This is a genomic window from Streptococcus sanguinis, from assembly GCF_050225395.1.
Lineage (GTDB): Bacteria > Bacillota > Bacilli > Lactobacillales > Streptococcaceae > Streptococcus.
Map to the genome: position 1 here is coordinate 1,212,626 of NZ_CP071431.1, position 22,516 is coordinate 1,235,141.

Annotated in this window: 22 protein-coding genes; 5 read left to right on the plus strand and 17 right to left on the minus strand. The window is 41.5% G+C overall.

Annotated elements, in window-relative coordinates; genetic code table 11:
• Positions 1-9: 9 nt before the first annotated feature.
• From J1C81_RS06125 to J1C81_RS06135, 3 genes are all read right to left on the minus strand, one after another.
• Positions 10-225 (minus strand): hypothetical protein, encoded by a 216-nt coding sequence (locus J1C81_RS06125; protein WP_002915216.1) that lies wholly within the window; start codon positions 223-225, stop codon positions 10-12.
• 2 nt (positions 226-227) lie between these two features.
• On the minus strand, positions 228-560 hold the full coding sequence (locus J1C81_RS06130) for a putative DNA-binding protein (protein ID WP_032907526.1): 333 nt from the start codon (positions 558-560) through the stop codon (positions 228-230).
• Positions 561-712: 152 nt separating this feature from the next.
• A complete protein-coding gene (locus J1C81_RS06135; RefSeq protein WP_002915219.1) occupies positions 713-1,411 on the minus strand; it encodes a GntR family transcriptional regulator in 699 nt (232 codons plus the stop codon).
• 238 nt (positions 1,412-1,649) lie between these two features.
• Between J1C81_RS06135 and guaA the strand changes: the two genes are divergently transcribed.
• Complete coding sequence (guaA, locus tag J1C81_RS06140; protein ID WP_002915226.1) at positions 1,650-3,212, plus strand: glutamine-hydrolyzing GMP synthase; 1,563 nt, start codon at positions 1,650-1,652, stop codon at positions 3,210-3,212.
• An 88-nt stretch (positions 3,213-3,300) separates the two neighbouring features.
• Here the strand turns inward: guaA and J1C81_RS06145 are convergent, their stop codons facing one another.
• The 9 genes from J1C81_RS06145 to J1C81_RS06185 form a co-directional block, all read right to left on the minus strand.
• Positions 3,301-4,281, minus strand: coding sequence for a DUF1002 domain-containing protein (locus J1C81_RS06145; protein WP_002915227.1), 981 nt, complete (start codon positions 4,279-4,281; stop codon positions 3,301-3,303).
• Between the two features lie 276 nt (positions 4,282-4,557).
• Entirely contained in the window at positions 4,558-5,412 is an 855-nt protein-coding gene (locus J1C81_RS06150; protein WP_002915228.1) for an alpha/beta hydrolase, read from the minus strand.
• Between the two features lie 115 nt (positions 5,413-5,527).
• A complete protein-coding gene (locus J1C81_RS06155) occupies positions 5,528-6,130 on the minus strand; it encodes a lysozyme family protein (protein WP_002915229.1) in 603 nt (200 codons plus the stop codon).
• Positions 6,130-7,104 carry a nucleoid-associated protein gene (locus tag J1C81_RS06160; protein WP_002915230.1) on the minus strand — a complete coding sequence of 325 codons (975 nt, stop codon included), beginning with the start codon at positions 7,102-7,104 and terminating at the stop codon, positions 6,130-6,132. Before J1C81_RS06160 ends, J1C81_RS06155 begins: the two co-directional genes overlap by 1 nt.
• 1 nt (position 7,105) lies before the next feature.
• Positions 7,106-8,368 (minus strand): serine hydroxymethyltransferase, encoded by a 1,263-nt coding sequence (glyA, locus tag J1C81_RS06165; RefSeq protein WP_002915231.1) that lies wholly within the window; start codon positions 8,366-8,368, stop codon positions 7,106-7,108.
• Between the two features lie 47 nt (positions 8,369-8,415).
• Positions 8,416-9,006: an L-threonylcarbamoyladenylate synthase gene (locus J1C81_RS06170; RefSeq protein WP_002915232.1), complete on the minus strand. Its 591-nt coding sequence runs from the start codon at positions 9,004-9,006 to the stop codon at positions 8,416-8,418.
• Positions 8,999-9,829, minus strand: coding sequence for a peptide chain release factor N(5)-glutamine methyltransferase (gene prmC / locus J1C81_RS06175; protein ID WP_002915234.1), 831 nt, complete (start codon positions 9,827-9,829; stop codon positions 8,999-9,001). The genes J1C81_RS06170 and prmC overlap by 8 nt, the downstream gene beginning before the upstream one ends.
• On the minus strand, positions 9,829-10,908 hold the full coding sequence (gene prfA / locus J1C81_RS06180) for a peptide chain release factor 1 (RefSeq protein ID WP_002895522.1): 1,080 nt from the start codon (positions 10,906-10,908) through the stop codon (positions 9,829-9,831). The genes prmC and prfA overlap by 1 nt, the downstream gene beginning before the upstream one ends.
• A 36-nt stretch (positions 10,909-10,944) precedes the next feature.
• Positions 10,945-11,517 carry a thymidine kinase gene (locus tag J1C81_RS06185; RefSeq protein WP_002912422.1) on the minus strand — a complete coding sequence of 191 codons (573 nt, stop codon included), beginning with the start codon at positions 11,515-11,517 and terminating at the stop codon, positions 10,945-10,947.
• Between the two features lie 105 nt (positions 11,518-11,622).
• Here J1C81_RS06185 and J1C81_RS06190 point away from each other — a divergent pair, with 105 nt between their 5' ends.
• Positions 11,623-11,823 carry a 4-oxalocrotonate tautomerase gene (locus J1C81_RS06190; protein WP_223310287.1) on the plus strand — a complete coding sequence of 67 codons (201 nt, stop codon included), beginning with the start codon at positions 11,623-11,625 and terminating at the stop codon, positions 11,821-11,823.
• A 47-nt stretch (positions 11,824-11,870) separates the two neighbouring features.
• Here J1C81_RS06190 and J1C81_RS06195 read toward each other — a convergent pair whose 3' ends face one another.
• The 4 genes from J1C81_RS06195 to J1C81_RS06210 are packed head-to-tail and all read right to left on the minus strand — an operon-like array spanning position 11,871 to position 15,214.
• Positions 11,871-13,277 carry a glycoside hydrolase family 1 protein gene (locus J1C81_RS06195; protein ID WP_002915237.1) on the minus strand — a complete coding sequence of 469 codons (1,407 nt, stop codon included), beginning with the start codon at positions 13,275-13,277 and terminating at the stop codon, positions 11,871-11,873.
• Positions 13,274-14,581, minus strand: a complete 1,308-nt coding sequence (locus J1C81_RS06200; protein ID WP_002915238.1) for a PTS sugar transporter subunit IIC — start codon at positions 14,579-14,581, stop codon at positions 13,274-13,276. The genes J1C81_RS06195 and J1C81_RS06200 overlap by 4 nt, the downstream gene beginning before the upstream one ends.
• Positions 14,582-14,594: 13 nt before the next feature.
• Positions 14,595-14,885: a PTS sugar transporter subunit IIB gene (locus J1C81_RS06205; protein WP_002915239.1), complete on the minus strand. Its 291-nt coding sequence runs from the start codon at positions 14,883-14,885 to the stop codon at positions 14,595-14,597.
• Complete coding sequence (locus J1C81_RS06210; RefSeq protein ID WP_002915240.1) at positions 14,882-15,214, minus strand: PTS lactose/cellobiose transporter subunit IIA; 333 nt, start codon at positions 15,212-15,214, stop codon at positions 14,882-14,884. The genes J1C81_RS06205 and J1C81_RS06210 overlap by 4 nt, the downstream gene beginning before the upstream one ends.
• 372 nt (positions 15,215-15,586) lie before the next feature.
• Between J1C81_RS06210 and J1C81_RS06215 the strand changes: the two genes are divergently transcribed.
• The 3 genes from J1C81_RS06215 (at position 15,587) to J1C81_RS06225 (ending at position 19,570) form a co-directional block, all read left to right on the plus strand.
• A complete protein-coding gene (locus J1C81_RS06215; protein ID WP_002915241.1) occupies positions 15,587-16,024 on the plus strand; it encodes a DUF3284 domain-containing protein in 438 nt (145 codons plus the stop codon).
• An 83-nt stretch (positions 16,025-16,107) separates the two neighbouring features.
• Entirely contained in the window at positions 16,108-18,069 is a 1,962-nt protein-coding gene (locus J1C81_RS06220; RefSeq protein WP_002915242.1) for a family 20 glycosylhydrolase, read from the plus strand.
• A gap of 115 nt (positions 18,070-18,184) precedes the next feature.
• Positions 18,185-19,570: an MATE family efflux transporter gene (locus tag J1C81_RS06225; protein WP_002915244.1), complete on the plus strand. Its 1,386-nt coding sequence runs from the start codon at positions 18,185-18,187 to the stop codon at positions 19,568-19,570.
• Positions 19,571-19,680: 110 nt separating this feature from the next.
• Here the strand turns inward: J1C81_RS06225 and J1C81_RS06230 are convergent, their stop codons facing one another.
• A complete protein-coding gene (locus J1C81_RS06230; protein ID WP_002915245.1) occupies positions 19,681-22,281 on the minus strand; it encodes a PRD domain-containing protein in 2,601 nt (866 codons plus the stop codon).
• Positions 22,282-22,516: the final 235 nt, after the last annotated feature.

Here is a 22,516-nt window from a genome sequence, read left to right on the forward strand (position 1 = left end):
CTATTTCAATCAATTCAGTGGAAATTTTCCAAAACGTGTTAAACAAGCAAATTCCTCAGCAGAGACTTCTTTCATAATCTCATTTGGGTAGCCCCAGCAGCTGAAGCCTTCTTGCATTGCCTTAGAAAGATCGTCAGGGGAGATGATTTGTACCCTGGCAGGAAAAGGTTCTTCCGACTCCAACAACCAGCAAGACATTCCCTTGTAGATAACTTGTTTAGCCATAGTCACTCCCTATTGTCAATACCAGACAGAATCCCGATCTGCTCCTGCAGATAGCTGTCGTCAGGGTATTTCTCTGTAATCTGGTCAAATATCTGACTTCTAACAATATAGTCCGAGTACATGTGCAGCTTTTTCTCATAGTCTTCCAGAATCTTCTCCGTCCGTTTAATATTATCATAAACGGCCTGACGGCTAACACCAAACTCCTCAGCAATCTCAGCCAGACTGTAGTCATCCGCATAATAGAGCTCGATATAGTTCATCTGCTTGTCAGTCAAAAGCGCCGCATAAAACTCAAAGAGAGCATTCATTCGGTTTGTTTTTTCAATTTCCATAAGAAACATTATACCAGAAAAGCGTGATAAACTCTAGTCCGACAAGGGAAATAAACACTCGAAATATGAGATTGCAAAACTTCAATCAGCTTTTTCTTCTGTGTAAAAAACAAGTAAAAAACTCTTAGTGATAACCAAGAGTTTTGCAATAATTAATTGTTTTCCAAATAAAATTCAAAACGATCGCCAACATACTGACTTTTTACATATTCAAAAGCTGTTCCGTCGTCAAAGAAAGAAATCTGAGTCAGTCCTAATATAGCATGGCCACGGGGAATATCAAGGTAATTGGCGATTTTCTCCTTTGCCAGCCGAGCATAGATAGTCTGCTGGGACTTGCCGATCTTATAGCCATGTTCCTGCAAGGTCTGGAAGAAATGACTAGTCACCTCTTCTTTTTTGAAATTCTTAATGAACTTCTCTGGAATTGAAGCCACCTCGTAGACCACCGGCAAATCGTCAGCGTAGCGAACCCGCTCCATCCGAATGACATTTTCCGTCTTATGGATGCCTAGCTTCTCCACTTCCTGCTCACTCGGCAGGGTACGCCGATAAGAAATAAGCTGGCTGGATGGCGTTTTGCCTTGCGCCTTCATGATTTCTGTGAAGCTGGTGGTGCCGCGCATTTTCTCCTGAACACGTGTACTGGCAACGAAGGTGCCACTCCCGACTCGACGCTCCAGCACTCCCTCCTCAACCAAGAGTGTGATGGCTTGACGCAGCGTCATACGGCTGACTTTAAAAGTTTCGGCTAGATCTCGCTCGCTGGGCAAGCGCTCCCCAATCTCCCAAACGGCATCGTCGATGTCCTTCTTAATCTGATCATGAATTTTGATATATGCGGGTAACATGTTGGCTCTTCTTTCTTATTTGGTACCTTCCTTTATTTTAGTACCAAATACTTCAAATGTCAAACTAAATGATAAAGATCAGCTCTCAAATGCTTGCTTTTCTCACGATTCTAGCTGTTTAGCCAAATAAAGACTCATATTCGTTTTTTCATCACTCTTGCTCCTTATTACCTTGGAAAAATTCCTTTTTTGTGATAAAATGAGGGGAAAAGATTACTTCTTTTAAGAAAGGGAACTGATGACAACTAGAACTGAATTGCAAGATGTCGAAAAGATCATCGTGCTTGATTACGGCAGCCAGTACAACCAGCTGATTTCACGCCGCATTCGTGAAATAGGTGTTTTTTCTGAGCTTAAAAGCCACAAGATTACCGCTGATGAAGTCCGTGCTATCCAGCCTGTCGGGATTATCCTTTCAGGAGGTCCAAATTCTGTATATGAAGACGGCTCTTTTGATATTGATCCGGAAATTTTCGAGTTGGAAATCCCGATTTTGGGGATCTGCTATGGTATGCAGCTTTTAACTCACAAGCTAGGCGGCAAGGTTGTCCCTGCTGGTCATGCTGGAAATCGAGAATATGGTCAGTCGACTCTGTCACATACTGCTAATTCCTGCCTTTTCAACGGTACGCCTGAAAGCCAGTTAGTTCTTATGAGCCACGGAGATGCAGTAACAGAAATTCCTGCTGACTTTGTCCGTACTGGTACTTCTGCTGACTGTCCTTTTGCAGCAATTGAAAATCCTGCTAAGAAAATCTACGGCATTCAGTTCCACCCTGAGGTTCGTCATTCGGAGTTTGGCTATGATATCCTGCGCAACTTTGCTCTGAATATTTGTGGAGCCAAAGGCGACTGGTCTATGGATAACTTCATTGACATGGAAATTCAAAAAATCCGCCAAACCGTTAGTGACAAGAAGGTGTTGTTGGGGCTTTCTGGTGGTGTAGACTCTTCTGTCGTCGGTGTTCTCTTGCAGAAAGCAATCGGTGATCAACTAATCTGTATCTTTGTGGATCATGGTCTTTTGCGTAAAGGCGAAGCAGATCAGGTCATGAATATGCTGGGCGGCAAATTTGGGTTGAATATCATTAAGGCAGACGCTGCTAAACGTTTCCTTGACAAACTAGCCGGTGTCTCAGATCCAGAACAAAAACGTAAAATCATCGGAAACGAGTTTGTCTATGTCTTTGACGACGAAGCCAGCAAACTGAAAGATGTGAAATTCTTGGCTCAAGGGACTCTCTATACAGACGTTATCGAGTCCGGAACTGACACCGCTCAGACTATCAAGTCTCACCATAACGTTGGTGGTCTGCCGGAAGACATGCAGTTTGAGCTGATTGAGCCACTGAACACGCTCTACAAGGATGAAGTGCGTGCCTTGGGTACCGAGCTTGGTATGCCTGATGAAATTGTCTGGCGCCAGCCATTCCCAGGACCAGGACTTGCTATTCGTGTTATGGGAGAAATCACTGAGGAGAAATTAGAAACTGTCCGCGAATCTGATGCTATTCTCCGCGAAGAAATTGCAAAAGCTGGTCTTGACCGCGACATCTGGCAATACTTTACTGTTAATACTGGCGTCCGATCTGTTGGGGTCATGGGAGACGGCCGGACTTACGACTACACAATTGCGATTCGCGCTATCACTTCTATCGATGGTATGACAGCTGATTTTGCCAAGATTCCTTGGGAGGTTCTGCAAAAAATCTCTGTTCGTATCGTCAACGAAGTAGACCATGTCAACCGCATCGTCTACGACATCACCAGCAAACCACCTGCAACTGTAGAGTGGGAGTAACAAACAAATCTTATTTTAAATGATAACTGTAGAAACAAACAAGGCTAGAACTAAAATGTTCTAGCCTTGTTTTAATACAGTCTTGGAATTAACCGCCAAACAATCCTTTAAAGAAGTTGACGATGGCATTCCAGATATTAGAAAAGAAATTACCGCCTTCTTGAATGAGGCCGTTTGCATCAAAGTTGAGGTTAATATTGTTAAAGGTATCCCCTGCCTTTGAAACAATACTGTCTTTCAAGTCACTAAGGGTCTTCGTAAAGTCAGAATCTGTAATGACTCCACTGTTTGAAAGATTAACAGCGAAATTCACGATGAGGTTGATTTGGTCACTGGTCACTGACTGAGTCAGACCGTAGTTTTTCAAGGTTTCTTCAACAATTTTACGGACATCATCTGCTGTCAGATTGCTGTTGTTCTTCTTAGCATTGGCGATAGCCGCTTTGATATCAGCCAGAGCCACGTTGAGCTTGTCTGCGTCATAGCCTTCCTTACCTGTGTTTTCAGCATTGATACCAGAAAGGGCAGCCAGTTCTTCCTGTGCTAGGTTTTTATTTTCCTGAGGAATGGTCGCTCCATTATCTTCCAGAGAGTAGTAAATCCCTGCCAAGGCGCTCTCACCTGTTACCGGAATTGGTGCCGCAACGGTAATCTGCGCGTGCTGAACACCCAGAGTAACAGCTGCATTGCGATACATATCTTCTGTAACCTTAGTGATGTTTTGCGGAGTGACAATTTTCACCTCTAACGGCTTATTGCTGCCTAACTTCTGGATTTTTACAGAAGAATAAAGCTGTAGGCTAGGGTCGTTGGCAACATCCATAATCTTAGAGTAGACTTCCGGTGTCATGGTCTTAAGTGGCTTGCTGTCGCTAGATGAATTGTAGCCCAGCATCTGCAAGGTCTGCTGTTTTTGGCTTTCATCTAAGGAGTAACCCAGCACATACTCTGGCTGCACGTATGTCTCATCAATGACTTTTTGAACATTTGAATCGGCAGCTGCGGTCGATACAGTAAACAGAGTAGCCAGCAAGGCTCCTGCTGTCATTAAAGTTTTTTTGAATTTCATATTTTTTCCTCTTTTCCCCCCGCTATAGTTTCCCAAATTCTATAGCTTTTTTATAGAGCAAACTTTTTATCTGAGTGCCTCGAATTTCTGTTTCTTGAGCTTGTGAATTCCGCTCCTTTTGATGTTCAGAGGGCTTCAGTTGAGTTGCTGCAATGATGGAGTTATTATTATCTCATCCATTGAGGGCTTGAGATAATAGATACATTTTACAACATTTCTCAAAGAAGTTCAAAGAAAAAACAGTCACTGAATTTATGTGCCAGTAACTGCTCTTTTCTACTTTTTCCAAAGGAAGTCAATTAGTAATTCGTCTACTTCTGGATTCTCATGCAATTGGCTGTGCTGAGCCAACTGACCTGTGATTTTCTTTTCCTGGTAAGATTTAGCATTTTCAATCAGAAGGTATTTGAGACTGCGAGAAGAAATATTGAGGACAGAACCGTCGGATTCATTTTTAAAATCACCGTAAATGTTCAGAACATCTACCTGATCTTGCGGGTAAACTTCTCGTAATCCCAGTAGATTTTGATAAGTCTGGCTCATAGCACTAGGCTGGCCAGTTTGGTCATCTAAGATACTCAAATCTTCAGGCAAGTCCCTTCCTTCCAGACCATTAACATGGTTGGCAATATTGACCTGCTTTTGCAGCTCGGGCAGCTTTTCATCCTGACCGTTCTCCAGCATATAAAAGAGGATGGACATATTCCCCATCGAATGACCTACCAGATTCATCTTATCAAAGCCATAAGTTTCTTGTAGCTTGCGAATCACAGCTGCTGCATACCTACCATCTTGAGCGTAGTCGGCATTGCGGTTATCTTCATAGTTTACCTTAATAATGGGATTGATAGCACCTTTCGGTATCTCTCCTAATAAGCTTACTTGCCCATTTTTACTGACATTTGCTGTGATAATTGTCTGAGTGACTCCAGCCTTTTTGGCAGCCTCTGTCATATGGTTTTCAGCATTAGAGCTGGATCCAAAACCGTGGAAAAACAAGGTTGGCGTTGTTGACTGCACATATTGTTTTGTATTGAGGCTAGTGGCTTCTTTATGGTTGTAAAAAGCTGTTAGACCGGCAATTGTCACCAAAACCAGAATGAGGAGCTTAAAACCAAGTTTCTTGTTCATTTTTCATTCCTTTTTATGATAGATGTACAAAATTATATCATGTATCTATCATGGTTACAAATATCTGGATTATTACTTCACCATCAAAAAAAGAAAGAAGCTTGAAAACTTCTTTCTAAAACCATTTTAAGAGGCGCATGATGTGCATGTTCATCTTGACCTGACGGGAATAATAATAATTACCGCCGTTGATATAGAGTTCTGGACCGTGGAAAATTGAAATCAGGTTATAGTAGCCGTAGGTCTTGCCAGTTACATTTCCTAAGCTTGGTGCTACTACATCTTTGGAATATTTTTTAGCCAGCTCCAGCGTATTTTCGCCACCGTTTTTAGCAACGTAGTCGATATAAGCCTGACCGAAATTATAGGCTTGTACTGCTGTCCAAACATCCACCTTTTTCTCGCTGGCCAACTCTAGGTTATCAGATAAGGTCTGAACTCCTTGGCGAATACTTTCTTTGTTGTCCGTGATGGCATTAGTCTGACCAGTCGCGCTTTCACTGGACTGCATGACATCGGTGTCTTTTCCCTTGGTCTCTGTATAAATCATGGCCAGTACCAATTCCTCATTGGCCGCCGTATCCTGTTCGTCCAGCACTTCTCTGACCAACGTCTGATACTTCATGACCTGCTTGACATCATGATGAACCTGATAAATCTTGTAGCCGGCAAAGAGCACGAAAAGGACTAAAATCAGTCTTCTTAGAAATTTAAACATTATTTATTTTGGATATCCTCGATGTTCTTAATCAAAATAGAATAGGTTCCGTTATCGTTCTGGATAAATTCTACCGACTCTGCGTCCTGATAGATATTATTAGGAACGATGAGTTCAATTCCATTTGAAAGGGAGAGTTTCTGATTTTCGAACTTTTTCTTCTGGCGGCTGCTATCAATCTCATCAAACTTGACTGGCTCAGGAATAGCTTCCTTGACTTGGTCAATAAAGGTAAGTCGGGCAGTTAGATTGCTGTCAAAAAGATCATCGGCTAACTTTTCAGGCGACAGTTCGTCATTTTCTTCCAAATTTTTGAAAATACTGGATTTGACCTTGGACTGGAACTGAAAATCGTCTTTATTAAAACTTTCGGCAACCTTCTGAGCTGTCTTCTCAAGCGCTTTAATTGATTTCTTGGCTGAGATTGTCGGATTGACCTGCAAGAGATTATCTGACATATAATTGAGAAAGGCACCGTTATACTTGATGCGCTTTTCAATCAGATGGTACTTGCGAGATTTGAGATTGATGACCAAAGCCTCGTCTGCTCCCGTACCAAAGCCAGGCAGATTGTTCTGCGTCAGCTTGATAGGATTGTCTACCTCACCACCCAAGTGGGTCAGAGTTTCCCGCAGAGCGATTCGCAGAAAAGCAAAGTGCTCCACACCTTCTTTGTCAAACTGAACAAAAATCAGATCGTTGGTTTTCTGGTTTTCACTGACAGAAAACTCCTCCTGCCAGAGCTTGGCCACTGTCACTGATGTTTCCAGTAGGTCGTCTGAAAGCTGGGCTAAAAAGACGTTTTCGGGATCGAAAACACCTGTTTTAGCATCGTCAGAATAGACCCGCTCAATCTTCTTGCGCAGGTATTCTTCAATCTTGGGAGTAATGTTGAGAAACTTATCCGCCAGCAGTAGTTCGGTATCAGCTGGGCTGAATTGATGAATAATCGCTTTTTTTACGTAAATATCCATCTTAGTTCAAGCCCTCATAGAGTGGAAAAGCGTCCGTCAATTCGCGAACTTCTGCCCGCACCTGATTCAGCACCGCTTCGTTTTCAGCGTTTTCCAGAGCCTTGATAATAAGCTCGGCTACCTTGATACTTTCTGTTACACCAAAGCCTCGAGCTGCAATAGCTGCTGTACCGATACGAATTCCGCTAGTCTTAAACGGTGACAAAGTCTCGTAAGGAATGGAGTTTTTATTAAGGGTTATATTGACTTCATCCAAGAGATTTTGAGCTACTTTCCCATTTTCTACAACCTTAGTGACATCCACTAAGAAAAGGTGATTTTCAGTACCATCAGAAATCACACGGAACTTGTCATGCTGACGGAAGACTTGGGTCATGGCTTGGGCATTATCCAAAATCTGCTGGGCATAAACCTTGAAAGCTGGGTCAAGCACTTCTTTAAAGGCAACTGCTTTGGCTGCAATGACATGCTCCAATGGCCCGCCTTGAATGCCTGGGAAGATGGCTGAGTTGATTTTCTTAGCCAATTCTTCATCATTGGTCAAAATCAAGCCACCTCGAGGTCCGCGCAAGGTCTTGTGGGTCGTTGTTGTCGTGATATCTGCATAAGGAACAGGGCTTGGATGGAGGCCTGCCGCGACTAGTCCAGCGATGTGGGCCATATCGACCATGAGCTTGGCGCCTACAGCGTCAGCGATTTCACGGAATTTTGAAAAGTCAATGATATGAGAGTAGGCTGAAGCACCCGCCACAATCAACTTAGGCTGTACTTCCTTGGCTTGCTGGAGGATAGCATCAAAGTCCAGCAATTCTGTTTCTGGATCAACGCTATAAGATACAAAATTATAGGTTTGGCCAGAGAAGCTGACTGATGCACCATGAGTCAAGTGGCCGCCGGCAGACAGATCCATCCCCATAACTGTATCACCTGGCTCAATCAAAGCCATATAAGCTGCACAATTTGCCTGGCTGCCTGAGTGAGGCTGAACATTAGCAAACTTGGCACCAAAAATTTCCTTGGCGCGTTCAATTGCCAGACTCTCAATCACATCCACTACATCTGTTCCACCATAGTAACGGCGACCTGGATAACCTTCGGCATATTTATTGGTCAAAATAGAACCTTGAGCAGCCATGACAGCTTTAGAAACGACATTTTCTGAAGCAATCAGCTCAATATTATGCTGTTGACGTTCTTCTTCTTTAGCAATAGCTTCCCAAATCTCTGGGTCAAATACTTTGTAGTCTTCTTGGTCAAAAATCATAAGGTGTCTCCCTTCTTTTGCGAAAATAGGACCTTAGGTCCTAAAAGTTAAAATTTTATATCATTTACTTGGGCGAGAATATCCTCGCGAGTAATCGCTCCCTGGCGTAGAATAAGTGCCTTTTCTCCAGACAAGTCCAAAATTGTTGAATCCTGACCTGTCAAAGCGGCATCATCTTCTACTCCTGAGACCTCCTCTTGAAAATCCATCATAATCTGCTGGAAAGAAGTTCCACTAGCTTTTCCAGAAAGATTAGCGGATGGACCAATCAAGGGACCATACTTACGAATCAAGTTCAACGTAACTGGATGTTTAGGAATCCGAAAGCCCACGGTTTCCATACCTGAGTTTATCCAAGTCGGCACTCGGTCGTTGGCTTGAAGGATAATAGTCAGCGGTCCAGGTAGAAAGGTTTGATAGAGTTGCTTCAGATAACTGGGCTGATTCTTGGAAAAGGCATAAATCTCTTCCAAGCTAGCCACATTGAGATTAAGAGCCTTGTCACGAGGTCTTCGTTTTAATTCGTATACTCGTTCCACCGCCTCTTGATTCAAAGCCTGGGCAAAGAGGCCATAAACAGTTTCTGTCGGCAGGACAACTGCTCCACCTGCTGCCAGAGTCTTTTCTATCTTATCCATTGTCCATCGCCACCATTCTATCTTTGCCAAATTGATCTTTCAGAACTCGGATTTGTTTTTGAGGGAAGGACTTCTTCAGCAATTCTCTGACGCTATCTCCTTGTTTGTAACCAATTTCCAGATAGATTTTTCCTTTTTCTGTCAGATAGTCCCCCGCCTGCTCTGCTATTTTCCGATAGACGGCACAGCCATCCTCCTCTGCGAAGAGGGCCATGTGAGGTTCTGAGGTCAAAACATTAAGTCCAACTTCATTCTTATTCGCTTCTGAAATATAGGGTGGGTTGGAGACGATGATGTCAAATTTTCCTTGGATTGAATCCAAGCAATCAGATTGGACAAAAGTGAGGCTGAGTCCGCAGGACTGAGCATTATCCGCTGCCAAGGAAAGAGCATCTTTCGAAAGATCTGAAGCAGTAATCTGCCAGTCTGGACGGCTATTTACCAATGCAAGAGCTATGGCTCCGCTACCCGTTCCTATATCCAAGACAGAAAGAGAACTTTCGGGATTTTCTGACAAAATCAGCTCCACCAGCTCCTCCGTCTCAGGCCTTGGAATCAGAACCCGCTCATCAACCTTGAGAGTCAGGCCGTGAAAGTCACTGCTCCCAATGATATACTGGGCTGGCTTATGAGCAAGAACCTGCCCTTGAATTGCTTTTAGCTGTTCACGGTCTTCCAGACTGACTTCTGTCCGAAGTTTGAGAACGAAGTCGGTAAAGGAGAGCTTATTGAGAGCTCGATAAACGAAAGACAGGCTTTCTGCTTCTTCTCCTGCTGCTACTAGCTCCTGCTCTAGATCTGCCAAATATTGAGCCAATGTCATTATTTATTCAACTCTTCTAGTTTTTGCGTTTGGTCATAGAGAACCAGAGCGTCAACGACTTCATCCAGTTTGCCAGCTAAAATCGTGTCTAGCTTTTGCAGAGTCAATCCGATACGGTGGTCTGTCACCCGGTTTTGCGGGAAATTATAGGTGCGAATCCGCTCCGAGCGATCGCCAGTACCAATCGTTGACTTGCGCTCTGCATCTTGCTCATCTTGAGCAATTTGAGCAAAGTGGTCTGCCACGCGAGCTCGGATGATTTTCATAGCCTTATCCCGGTTCTTCTGCTGGGTACGCTCTTCCTGCATTTCAACCTTGATATTGGTTGGCAGATGGACGATACGAACCGCAGTCGCAACCTTATTGACGTTCTGTCCGCCAGCACCAGACGCGTGGTAGATATCCACCCGCAAATCTTTAGGATCAATGTCATATTCTACTTCTTCGATTTCTGGCATCACCAAGACAGTAGCTGTTGAGGTATGAACGCGGCCTTGGCTTTCGGTTACAGGAACCCGCTGTACGCGGTGAGCGCCAGATTCATACTTAAGCTTTGAGTAGACCGACTGCCCCGAAACCATAGCAACCACTTCCTTGATCCCACCTACACCATTGTAAGAAGCTTCCATAACTTCGAAGCGCCAACCTTGGCTTTCAGCATATTTTTGATACATCTGCAAGAGGTCTCCTGCAAACAATTGCGCCTCATCTCCTCCCGCTGCACCCCGGATTTCAAGGATAATATTCTTATCATCGTTTGGATCTTTTGGTAAAAGGAGGATTTTTAGTTTTTCTTCGTATTCTTCTTTTTCAGCCTTGGCATCCTTGAGTTCCTGCTTAGCCATTTCCTCCAAGTCCGCATCACCAGAGGCGTCTTTAATCATTTCTTCAGCGTCTGTGATGTTTTGCAGGACTTTTTTATACTCGCGGTAAGCCGTCACTGTATCGCGAGTGCTGGCTTCTTCCTTAGAAAGCTCCATAAAACGCTTGGTATCGCTGACCACATCTGGGTCGCTTAGGAGTTCACCAAGCTCTTCGTAGCGATCTTCAACCGCTTGTAACTGTTCATAGATGTTCATAGATTTTTCATCATCTCCTTTGTTTCTATCGTTGGATTACTTAATATCGGGGTTAAAATAGTGCTTGCGGCAGACTGAGATATAGGTCTCATGACCACCAATTTTAATCTGCTCTCCGTCATAAACCGGCTTTCCGTTATCAGTCCGTAAAACCATGGTGGCCTTACGAGAGCAATATTGGCAAATGGTTTTAATCTCCTCAATCTTGTCAGCTAAGAGCAAGAGGTGTTTGGAGCCTTCAAAGAGTTCATTGCGAAAATCATTTTTCAGACCAAAAGCCATAACCGGAACATCCAGCTCATCCACCACTCTAGCCAAATCATAGACATGATGGCGTTTCAAGAACTGAGCCTCATCAATCAAAACGCAATAAGGCTTCTCAGGCAGCTGCTGGATATAGCCAAAAATATCCGTCTGGTCTTCAATAGCTATTGCATTCCGCTTCATGCCAATACGACTGGAAACAACCCCAAAGCCGTCTCTTGTATCGATAGCCGAGGTCATGATGACTACGCTCTTGCCTTGTTCTTCATAATTGTGGGCCACTTTTAAAATTTCAATGGTCTTGCCCGAATTCATCGTGCCATATTTGTAGTATAACTGAGCCATAATTTAAATCTTTGCTAATTCACTATCTCCATTTTTACTTCACATTATTTTACCATAATTCACTACTCTTTAAAACCTCATTTGTGATAAAATAATAATAACGAAATAAAGGAGGCAGAAAATATGCCATTTGTTAGAATTGATTTATTTGAAGGTCGTACTCTGGAGCAGAAAAAAGCTCTTGCCAAGGAAGTAACTGAAGCCGTTGTCAGAAATACAGGCGCACCTCAGTCTGCTGTCCATGTCATTATTAACGATATGCCAGAAGGAACCTACTTCCCACAAGGTCAAATGCGGGAAAAATAAAAAAGACAAGCCAGCAGTTTGTGAAGATATAAACTGCTGGCTTTTTTCTATGAATGAATTCTACTGTTATCTCTTTTATTCTCAAATTCTTTAATTAATTTTTGATACCAATAAAAACTATCTTTTCGAATCCGCTCTAGACTACCACCTTCTTCCTCATCACGGTCTACATAAACAAATCCATAACGCTTGCCATAGCCGTTGAGCCATGAAAGTAAATCTGTGAAAGACCATGTACAATAGCCGATGACTTGGCAACCATCTTCTATGGCGTCTTGTACAGCTGTAATATGCTTATCAAGATATTCAATCCGATATGGGTCATGGATCTTTCTATCTTCTGTCAAGGTGTCATACTCTCCTAGCCCATTTTCAGTTATCATAATCGGAATGTCATATCTACTGGTAATCCGTCGTAAAGCAATTCGCAAACCAATTGGATCTATTTCCCACTCCCAGCTAGTACGCTCTAAGTGTTCATTTGGCACATGCTTAAACTGGTCCGGCTCTCCAGCCTCAGCATTCGGTACATTAGCAGCAAAAGTATGGGATTGGTAATAGTTGACGCCTATGAAATCTGGACGGCCTGCTTTTAAAATATCTAAATCTCCTTCTCGGATATCTAATTCTATACCGAATTGATTTTTCAAATAAGCTAGAGCTGTCTTTGGATAACGTCCCAATAGATAAGCATCCATCCAGTACCAAACATTAACATCCAAGGATTTCTCCATGGCTAGAACATTTTCTGGCTGATTATCCAGAGCATAGAGGACAGGAAAAGCAAAGCTTGGACCGATTTGACCTTTTATTTTTAAATCATGGAATCGTTTGATAATCGTCGCATTAGCTAAGTTGACAATGTGATTGACTTGATGCATTCGCTTGATGTCTTTAATCCCTGGCGGGAAATAGCCATCTCTGTAGCCTAGTCCAACAAAGACATTTTGCTCATTGAGTCCAATCCAATATTTCACTCGATCTCCAAAGTTTTTGAAGAGAATCTCTGCATAATACAGGAAATCGTCGATTATCTTTCTGGATTCCCAACCGCCGTACTCATCTTGCAGTACTTGAGGCAAATCCCAGTGATAGATCGTGATAATGGGTTCGATATTATATTTGAGAAGTTCATCAATCAGATTTGAATAAAACTCAATCCCTTTCTGATTGACCTCTCCTCGTCCCTCAGGCAAAATACGGGTCCAAGCAATAGAAAATCGATAAGCTTTCAGACCCATTTCTGCCATCAGTTTAACATCTTCTTTATAGTGATGATAATGGTCCACAGCCACATCGCCTGTAGTGTTTTTAAAGGTCCTATTAGGCTGGCGAACAAAGACGTCCCAGATAGATAGACTCTTACCATCTTCATCCCAAGCTCCTTCAACTTGATAGGCAGCTGAAGCCGATCCCCAGAGAAAGTCTCTGGAAAATTTTGTTACATCAATCAAGCTGCTGCACCTCCTTTGGCTTCTATTGCTTCCGCTTCAGCTTCTTGCTTAACCAATTGCTCTTCGTATTTCTTGAAGAATGGATAGTAGATTAACATAGCTGGTAAAATCAAGATATAGTCCCAAACAAAGTTTTGCCAACGAAGGGTGGTTAGATAGTTACTAAAGCCCATTGGCAACTGAGCGCTGACAACAATCCAAGCTGGAATGATAAAGCCTGTTTTGTAAGCAAAATAAGTCAAAATCATCATAATAGGCACATTGAGTACATAAGGGATACAAAGAATTGGGTTGAACATAATTGGCATACCAAATGTTACTGGCTCGTTGATACCAAACCACCCAGGAATGAGTGAAATCTTTGATACGGCACTGATTTGTTTAGATTTTGATCGTAAGCCCATCAGGACCAGGGCCCATGTATTTCCTGTACCACCAACCAAGGCCATAGAAGTATAAAGCAAGACTGGGAAGAATTGCATTGGCTGACCGTTCGCATGAAGAGCAGCATTGGTTGTTGCCGCTTGAATCCCAAGCGGAGAAATGATTGGAATAATGATGAGGGTACCATGAATACCGAAGCACCAAAGAATCAGCGCTAACATACAAAGCATCACAATACCTGGAACAGATGATACAGCGCCAAGCGGTGCACGCAAGAGAGCCATAAAACCAGACGGAACATTATAAGCTCCTGCTGTCAATGCTCCAATTCCAACATTCAGCAAGAGGAAGAGAGTGATGGAGAAGAATACCGGCAGAATAGAGCCGAAACTATCTTGCAGGAACTGCGGCACAACATCAGGCATCTTTATTTTAATATCTTTTTCATAACAGAATTTTTCAATCTGTACAACGACAAAGACAATAAAGAAGCTGATAAACATACCTTGTGAGCCAAGGTAGTCTAATTGCAGGCCGGAGAATTCTTCAGTATCAACAAAAGCTCCTGCCACAAGCATGAAAGTAACTGCTGTATCAACAGCTGCCATAATAGGGGATTTTAATTTCAAATTCTTAGCATAATGATAAGCAAAGAAGATAGCAACCCAGATAGAAATAAAATCCATTGAATAACGGAAAGGCAAGGTCAATGTATTATACACTGCATCCCCTGTTTTGAACCAACCTAGAGCTGTTTCATTTCCAATCGCAGCTAAGACTTGAAATAAGGAACCCACGGTAATCAATCCCAAGAGAGAGCCCAATCCAGCTTGTAAAGACTGTATAAACACATTGTTGGCCAGTTTATAACCAATTTCCTGGAGCTTGGTCATGAATTTACTGTTAAAGAATTTTTCCATCAGAAAAACCTCCTTAAGATATTGCTTTAATTAATTGAAAGATATTCTTACAATCTCCCATTGCATAATCCATAGCTGGGATGGTGGCAACAGGTTTTGAAACTGTCTCTTTGACAGAATCAAGTTTATAAGAAACCTGAGGACCTAATAAAATTACGTCATAGTCCTGAGCATAATCTTGATAGTCCATCAATCCGACCGCTTTGATATCGAGGTCAATACCTTGTTCACTTGCATATTGCTCCATTTTTTTCATCAGGATGCTCGTGGACATTCCGGCTGCACATATTAATAAGATTTTCATTGTTTTTCTCCTTCTCGATTGGAATACAGCTCAATCATCTCAGTGATAAGGTCAATGGCCAAGAGACTCGTCATAAAATGATCTTGTGCATGAACAAGCAGTATACTCAACTGATGACCGTTTCCTTGTGCTTCTTCCTGCAATAAATCCGTTTGGGAATGATGGGCCTTTAAAATTACACTATTTGCCTCATCCATTAATTCCTTAGCTGCATCAAATTCTGCTAGTTTTGCTTTTTTAAGTGCTTCAAAAGCTAAGGATCGGGCTGCACCAGAATTGGCAATTAAGGACATGGCAATAATCTCCGCTGAACTATTCCATTCTTCCATACAAACTCCTCCTTTCAATTTGACTTCTTACCCAAAGTTTACTATAGCTCTATTCTACTGTCAAAAGCGTTTATATTGTCTTAATATACAGTTTTCTAGCTTAGTGTATCCATTTTCAAATGCCATTCATACTCAATTTATTATAAAAAATTTAAAGCAATAGTTTCTTACGTGCTTTACCTCTGCTACTCTGCTATTTTCAAGTAGGTCCCTTAATATATTTTAGAACCTATCGTAAAATTAGTGTATAAAAATTAATCGTTTTTTATGATAATGTATAACACAAAGCTAAAGAGTATAAAAATTCATTAAAATCCGTCTCTTTTTCCTCAGGGGGTTACTTTCCGCAAGGGCTTATTATATACTTAATTTATGAAGATTATTAGAGAACTTCAAGTCACTTCAGATGAATTTTATGACTTCTTGGAAAGCGAGTTTATGAATCAAATCAATCAAACTGACAATCAAACAAAAAAGATAGATAGGTTAAAGAAAGGACTTCGTTGCTCAAAATTGTCAGACAATGTCTATACCAAGACTGATTATGAGATTCTGGACTATCGTCGCCATGAAACCTACGTCATTCAAATCTCGTCCCACAGTGAAAAAACGATTACTTCCTACAAGACCAAGCCTTGCTCAAAAGGGCTTGAGGTTACGCTAGAACAAGAACAAAATAAATTGACAAAAAATTCAAAAAGCAAGCTCATCAAGTGGATGGGAGAGCTTCTCTACTTTGGTCGCCTTTCGGAAAATCTTTATAAGATTCAAGGGGAAATTGAGAAGGCTAGAAAAGTGAAAACTCAGTAAAAAGCAAATCCGATCCATACCTTCTTTTCTGCGCCCAGATTTTTTATGACTCGCAGATATCCAGATAGTTCAAGGAGTAGATTATGAAACAAGGCATCACACCTCAATATTGGAAACAAGAAAACAACGGTCGCTATTTCACTAAAGAAACTCAAATATTCAGCCCTCTACCTATTTTGACCGACACCTTACTGGCTCATCCAAAAGTAAGAAATGATGGCCAGCTGGCTTTCCCTGCCATTCATTTCATAGAAGGGATTTCCCGAGAAGTCGGACAAGAGGTTATGCAGTCCTTTTCACTTCCCTATCCATCCAACCCTGAAGCGCACATCGTAAAGGTTGCTCAAAACGGTATTTTCGTTTATGCCTTATCCCAGCGTGGCTTATTTTATGGGGCTATTTCAATTATCCAAATGTTGAAGGATGGCTACTTGCCTTATGGCTTGGCCTACGATGAACCCGTCTGTTCCGAGCGTGGCCTCAAGGTATTTTTACCGTCTCGTAAGAATATGGATTTCTTCAAGCAATTTGTGGATATGCTTGCTTTCTTCAAGTACAATATCCTCATGATTGAAATCGGCGGTGCTATGGAATATAAAAAACACCCTGAAATTAATCAAGAGTGGATTAAATATTGTGCTGATATGGCTGAATACTCTGGCAAGACCAAAGAAATCCAAGACTATACCTTCCCTTGGTACAAGAATGCCATTCACATGGAAAATGGTGACGGGGAGTTTCTAAGTCAAAACGATGTGAAAGATCTGCTCCTCTACTGTAAGGAACGATTTTTTGAAGTGATTCCTGAGGTTCCCTCTCTTGGCCACTGTGACTACCTGATGCTTGGCCACCCTGAAATCGCAGAAATCCCTGAAGATCCTTATCCGGACACTTACTGCCCATCAAATCCCGCCTCTTATGAACTCCTCTTTGATGTTCTGGATGAAATCATTGAGGTCTTTGAACCTGAAGTCATCAATATCGGACATGATGAATACTATTCAATTGTTATGTGTGAGCGCTGCAAAGGAAAGGCTGGAGCAGACATCTTTGCAGAGGACATTATCAAGATTTATGACCACCTCAAGCAGAAAAATATCCGAACCATGATTTGGGGAGACAAGTTACTGAAAAACGCTATCGTTCCTGATGCAGGGCCTTTTGGTGGAGCAGAAATCATCATGTACACTCCCCAGTTCAAAAAAGATACAGGCACAAAAGTTGGCATTATGCCGGCAACCTGGCAGGCCATTCACCAGATTCCCAAAGATGTCGAAATTCTCCATTGGCTCTGGAGTTTGGATGAAAAACTGGAAGATGAAGTTTTAGAAGAAGGCTTTAGCATCCGTTATGGTAATTTTGAAGGCTATCTCTTTCCGCATTGGGCTGAGCATTTGAAGAAGGGGAGCAAGGGAGCTATCATCTCCAACTGGAGCACTTTAAATGAGGTAATCCTGCAGAGAAATGTCATTTTCTTCGGCTTGGCCTATGCTTACGAGATGTTTTGGAATCATGACTATCGCGATGAAGACTATGCGACTATCCGTGATAAAACCTTATCATATCTCTTCCATTACCACTATCCTGACCTGCAAAACCACTCGCGCAGCCTTGAAGCACTGGCGCATCCTAGCTGGATTGAAATTGGCTATGCTACTGACTATTTTGTGGAATACCAATGGTTTGTGGACGGTGTCTTCCCTGAAATGGAAACCTATCAAATCGGCAATATCCTTCTAACCTATACCGATCAGACAGAGGTTGCTGTTCCAATTATCTTTGGAGAAAACATTGGCAAAACAAGTGTTGAATGGGATCGGACTACCAATACCAACCCTCTACCTGGCGAACCCATCTATAAGGTAGATGAGCAATTATTTGAAGTCTCGCTTAGCACCAAACCTTATCAAAAAGAGCAACAAACTTTCTTCGCATTTCCTATTCAAAACCCTTATCCTGAAAAGGAATTGAAGAATGCAGAGGTTCAAACAGAAGCTGACAAAGATTGTCAAATTTTTGTTGATCAAATTGCCTATTATCACTAAACTTGAGGCTTATTTCAAGCTATCAGATAGAAATAGCGAAATTTATGAGGAATCAGAATCATCCAATTCAAAAAAAGCAGAAACTTTCTAGATATCAGGTTACTAGACATACTGATTGCTTATCCTATTTGAAAAAAAGGGAGGTGGGAGAGTGAGTGAAAAGAAAACATTTCTGAAACAATTCTTACGTCTCAGCCTACCGTTTTCTCTTCAATTTCTACTGGCTAGCGCTGTCAATCTAGCTGATGTTGTCATGATTGGACAGCTAGGGGAAAAACAAATCGCAGCTGCTGGCGCTGCCAACCAGATTTTCTTCCTCTTGACTATTGTACAGTTTGGTATTGGTAGCGGAGCTTCTGTCTTCATGGCCCAATATTGGGGAGCCCAGCGAATTGCTGATATGAGAAAAACCTTGGGATTAGTTTATATGCTGAGTGGAATCATCTCCGTTTCCTTTACCTTAGTCGCTTTACTCTTTCCCAAGCAACTGATTGGCTTTTATATCCATGATACCGAAGCTATTCAGTTGGGTGCCCAGTACCTATCTATCGTCTCCTGGACCTACCTGATGACAGCTATCACAACCTCCTTGGCCACCATGTGTCGTTGTAGTAACGAAGTTTTCTTACCAACTCTTGCAAGTCTCCTATCCATGGCGACCAATATCATTGGCAATGCCGTCCTTATTTTTGGACTGATTGGATTTCCTAAACTTGGACTGGTTGGTGCTGCTATTGCTACCTTTATTGCTCGATTGCTGGAGCTTTGCTGGTTAGTATTTGGTGTCTATCGAACAAGGATGGCTGGAGCAGCTAGCATAGCTGAACTCTTTGCTTTCCACAAAGACTTCGTTTATCAATTTTTGAAAAAAACCTTGCCAGTCGTCTTCAATGAAGGAGCCTGGTCTCTTGGAACATCAATTGGCTTGGCCATTATCGGGCTATTAGGTACTGAAGTGGTGGCCTCCACCCAGATTGCTAGCGCCATTGCCCAAATTGGATTTGTCTTCGTACGCGGTGCGGGAAATGCCGTAGCTGTTATGCTAGGCAATACTATCGGAGAGAATCAAATAGAAAAAGCCTTACAAGATGCCAAGCGCTTCTTACTTCTATTACCTCTCATCGGACTCATCGTCAGCGTCCTACTCATCTGGGCCATGCCTTTAGCGCTGAAACTCTACAACTTAAGCAATCAGACAGAACAGCTAACCATCTTGATGATTCAGTTAAATGCCCTGTTGTTTATCCCAAAAGCTTTTAGTGTTGTTTTAATCGTCGGGATTTTACGTAGCGGAGGCGATACCAACTATGCCTGCCTGCTAGATATTTTACCTGTTTGGCTCTTCAGCATTCCACTTGGCTATGTCCTAGTTAGCCTGCAGGCTCCCATTTGGCTAATCTTTCTTGTGATAAATGGCGAAGATATTCTCAAACCAATCTGGGGCATCCCTCGTGTCTTCTCAGGGAAATGGCTGCATAATCTTGTGCAAGAGCACATGTAAAAAAGCATCTAAATCACAACATTACCACAGAAATCGGAAATGTAAATCCCGACTAAAAAGGTATTGAGAGTTAGGTGCTTTTTATTAGTTTGCGACTCCAACTTACAATTTTATAATTTGCGCAACATCTGAATTAAAACACTGACCTCTACGTCATCTATAAGAATCTTAAAGTTTCGCTCCACTGTTCGGATGATTTTCCTAATGTGCTTATAGTCATCAGGGAATTTTTCGATAACACCAGCAATTTCTTTACTGCTCTTCTTCAGGCATTCTCCTGAAAGGGTTCGCTCCACCAGACACGCAATATGAACAAACAAGCCTATTGTTTGCTCCTCTGTCAGCTGATAATAAAAATCAAATTCATCTAAAATAGCAGGAAGAATCTTTTTAATCTTAGCTAAGGAAGTATAGACAAATTGCTCTTCTAAAAATTGGTAAACTTTCTCATAATCGTAGCTATTTACAGAGGTCGGTACAAACATCAATAATTTATCTAGGTGCTCCTTGGGCTGCTCAAAAACATCTTTAATAGAAATGAAAGGGATACCCATAATTTGGGGGTCGAAAGTTCCAACAAAAGCATGGACTTGATAGGTCTTTCTTAAAGCCATCACTTCCTCAATCAACATCTCCTTATTGGCAACTGACAAAGCAATGACACGGTAACCCAACTTTGAATACTGATCAAGATAGTGCTTTAGCTGAAGAGAACCGCCCTCGCTAGTATAACAGAGTGTAATGATGATTTTTTCCTGGTCCCTATTTTTATACAGCTGATTCATTTCCATATGAAAAGCGTGAAAGACACTGTCAATATCATTTTCTATCAAACAGCGCCGTGCAATCCCCATGCCAATCATAGTAATGGGAATTTCAAATTCTCTGATTTTAATCAGAGTTTCTTCTCGAATTTTATCCAGCATTTCCTTAATCGATCCCATATCATAGAGGACGATGACCCCTAAACCTTGGTCTAGCTCCTCAATTTGCTCTTTTAATTTACAATAGCTTTCCTCTAGAGATTCTTCTAATAGAATATCAAAGCCATACACTTGGCTATTTTTAGTCAGCATCTTGGTTGACTCAGCCAAGGACTTGGCAACCCCTTTACCATGCAGAACGTAGAGCAAGATAGGTCGTAGACTATCTTGTTTCTTTTCGGATTCAATAATAAACATAGTTAGGATGACGATTTCATCTATCGGAACAGCTAGTTGAAATCTTGTTTCTAGCTGCCTAGCAAATTTAGAACATTGTGCATACTCTATTGGATAATCCCGAATCACTTTCACAATAGCATCATTATCCAACTGCCGATTTAAAGACCCTTTCTGCTTAAGCATCGCATTGACATGAAGGCTGATGCCGTAATATGCCGTCGAATTAAGCTCTATATTGAGTTCTTTTTGAACAGATAGAACAAAGGCTTGTACCAACTGGATTACTTCAGCAGAAACAATCGTCTCAAGCTGATTAAGATTTTCCAACTCATCTTCTTTCTTAACAAAAGGTTTGTATTCAATATAGCTTTGAATATAGTTTCTCACTGCCTCAAAAACATCATCCTGCTCAATGCCTCTTTTTGATAACTGAGAATATTCTGATTTAATTTTGTTATATAAATCATCCGACTCTTGCTCTGGAAAATCCAGCAATCCCAACTCCTTATCATAAATCAGCACCTTACGTTTGCCAATCAATTCATCGATTTTAACTACATTATGACCACCTAAATGCCGAATTCCTTGATAAGGAATGGGCAAATCGTCATTACTGAGTGTTAAATCTTTTAGCTCTGACCTCAGACTTCTTACAAAAGCATTGGCGCAAGCTGTTCGAACTGCATATTCTAATTCTTTTATATTGCTAATATTCGCTGATAGGATGAAGGAATGAATGACATCACGCGGCACTTGAATATCATGCGCAGAATTCTTTGATTCGATAGCTAAAAAGTAATTTAGTAACTCTAGCTTTTCACTAATCGGTCGATTCGGATAAGAAGGCAGCTGGATTACAACAGGAAGTTTATTGGATAAATGTTCAGATAGCTTAGCATTACTTCCGATAATTACCAAACCTTTCTTCTGACGTCTCTTTTGTTCTCCTTCTCTGTGATTCAGCCAGGAAATCAATCTATTTTGATCCGCCGAAGATAGAACTTGTATGTTATCTATAAATAAAATTCCTTCTGCCACTTTCTCAAATACAGACTTCGTCACCTCTGAGCCAAATAACAACTTCAGCAAATCATCCAGAACATCAATATAGTCTAAGCAGTTAATTTTTTCAAACAACTGAGGCTTACTAATCGCTTGATTGTGAATGGCAAACTCCATCATTTTATTAACGAAGTGAGTTCTACCAGCACCGACCTCGGATAAAATAAGTACAGGAAGGGCATAATTGGGGTATAAAATAGCTGCCTGTGCTAACTGGATGGCTGTTCGCAGGCTGCCATTTTCACCTATAATGCTTGGAAAATCCAAAGGATTTTCTACAAATACCTCTTTTAACTTGTATTGAACTGGCCGTGTATTTCCTTTAACGAGTATCCCTTCTTTTACCAATTGATTCAAAATAGTGCTCACATTTGAGCGTTGCATTCCTAAAGCAGCAGCAATTACTTTCGTTTCAAGTCCTTGCTTATTATTCTTTAGTAATTCTTGCTCTAGATATTCTAAGACTAGTGTTTTGGCAACCTTCATATTCTACCTCACTGATATTTTTCTCCCATTATCGTCATTCAATTTATCTTATACCGCAGCTTTATTCACCCACTTAGAGCCTTAGAAGTTACTCCCTATCATCCTGTCATTTCCTTATCAAACCTTTATAAATTTGAAGCAAGAGGATAACAGAATACATAAAGGCCAACTGTTAATGAATGATATAAACAGCTGGCCTTTTTCTTTATCATTCAGGAATGAAATTCACCATTCA